Source organism: Candidatus Enterococcus wittei, from assembly GCF_002140175.1.
GTDB lineage: Bacteria > Bacillota > Bacilli > Lactobacillales > Enterococcaceae > Enterococcus_B > Enterococcus_B wittei.
The window spans coordinates 659,115-660,864 of sequence record NZ_NGMO01000001.1 but is presented as its reverse complement, the minus strand read 5'-3'; the positions used below and the strand labels follow the sequence as shown (position 1 = coordinate 660,864).

Sequence of the window (1,750 nt, the reverse complement as noted above, 5' to 3'; positions counted from 1 at the left end):
TTTTAGCTTATTTTCGAAGGAGTTGCTTCTGATTCCGCTGCTTATACGTATTTATAGTGTGGAACCTGTCTCTTATACACATCTCTGTCTCTTATACACATCTAGATGTGTATAAGAGACAGTATTTAGAGCGTGAAGCAAGAGTAAATAAATACTTTCGTCCCACGCTCTTTAATATAGATGTGTATAAGAGACAGGTTTATACGTATTTAGAGCGTGAAGCAAGAGTAAATAATACTTTTGTCTCATGCTCTTGTTGCTATAAAGAGTACTCTCCCTGTCTCTTATACACATCTCATTCAGCGTAGAAAAAAGAAGTTTTTAGAGAGAGAGGAAATCCATATACTCTTTCAAGCAATCAATGAAAAATATGAAAGTAATAATAACAATAATAAGATGGGTAAACTTTATCTAGATATGGCAGAGTTTTTGATACGAAATGGTTTAAGGATTGGCGAGTTAAGTGCATTGACAGTCGAGAAAGTGGATTTTTCCGCAAAAAAATTATTGATCAATGAAGGAGTAGTTACCGCTGGACGAACGATTGAACAATATATACGCAATCCACCAAAGACTATTTCCTCCATTCGAGAAATCGATTTGGATGATCGTTCTCTTGCGATTATTCGAAATAGGATTCAATTAAATGAAGTGAGGCAAAAAGAAATGAGACAACGAGAAATAGGAACTTTTATAAAGACGTATCAGCGAAAGAACCAGACCTCCTATCATAAAAAAGTAAAAGCTTCCGAAAACTTTCTTTTTTCGAACACGATTTTCCAGACACAAAATGGCACACCGGTTGTTTATCATTCTTTTAATGAGTTTATGAATGGACATGGTAATAATAAAAAACCAGTGAAGTGTGTCAAAGATATCTTAAGAGAAAAATATCCTGAGTTTAATAAACATGTGACTACCCATACTTTCCGCTACACACATATCTCCTTACTAGCAGAAGCTGGTGTCCCAATCAAAGCAATCATGGATCGTGTCGGTCACTCCAATATGAAAACCACACTGGAAATTTACAACCAAGTGTCCAGTGCAACAAAAGAAAAAGTCATCCAAGAAGTCGATTCTTGGATTTTTTAGTGGATTTGTTTACCATATGCGTATAGTATGCTTATATAAGAGGTTGTGAAAGCGTCGTGTAGCTCCGATGACAATAAGCAAGCATTTTTGAAACTAGCTTTTTGAGTTTGAAAAATGTGGCTTATTTCAAGGCGCTGGCGCTTGAACACCATTTAAGAGTGGTCGAAAAGCGGTACGACTTTTTGACGTAAGGAGAACGAAAATCAAATGAAAGAAACAACCAATCCCGCAGAACGTAAAGTTTCTGCATATATCCATATCCCGTTTTGTGAGCATATCTGTTATTACTGTGACTAAATGACTGAAGAATTGAATTAACTAATATTTATAGCTTAAATTGTTGTATAATAAAGAAACAAGTTTATGATATTAATTGGTGTCCTATCGAAAAATTTAGATGGTTAAAAAAACTATTCCGAGAAAATTATTGGAGGAAGTAGTATTGGATGATAAAGTCTACGCTAAAGATCATAAAAAAGAATTTTTTCAAGATGTGATTCAAGATAAAGTTGTTCGACTAGATCAAAAAGAAGCTATATTTATGGCAGGTACGCCTGGCGCAGGTAAAACAGAAGTAGCAACTAGTCTACTGGAATTATCAGAAGATATCTGTAGAATAGATGCTGATGTTTTCCGAACGAAATTCCCGGGGTAT

At 35.0% G+C, this 1,750-nt stretch carries 1 protein-coding gene and 1 pseudogene; both read left to right on the top strand.

Going from position 1 to position 1,750, the window contains the following annotated elements:
• Window positions 1-297: 297 nt before the first annotated feature.
• Window positions 298-1,095, top strand: a pseudogene (locus A5844_RS02520) (tyrosine-type recombinase/integrase); the annotation flags it as partial.
• Between the two features lie 442 nt (window positions 1,096-1,537).
• Window positions 1,538-1,750, top strand: a 213-nt coding sequence (locus A5844_RS02515; protein WP_179190521.1) for a zeta toxin family protein, incomplete at its 3' end; no start/stop codon positions are given.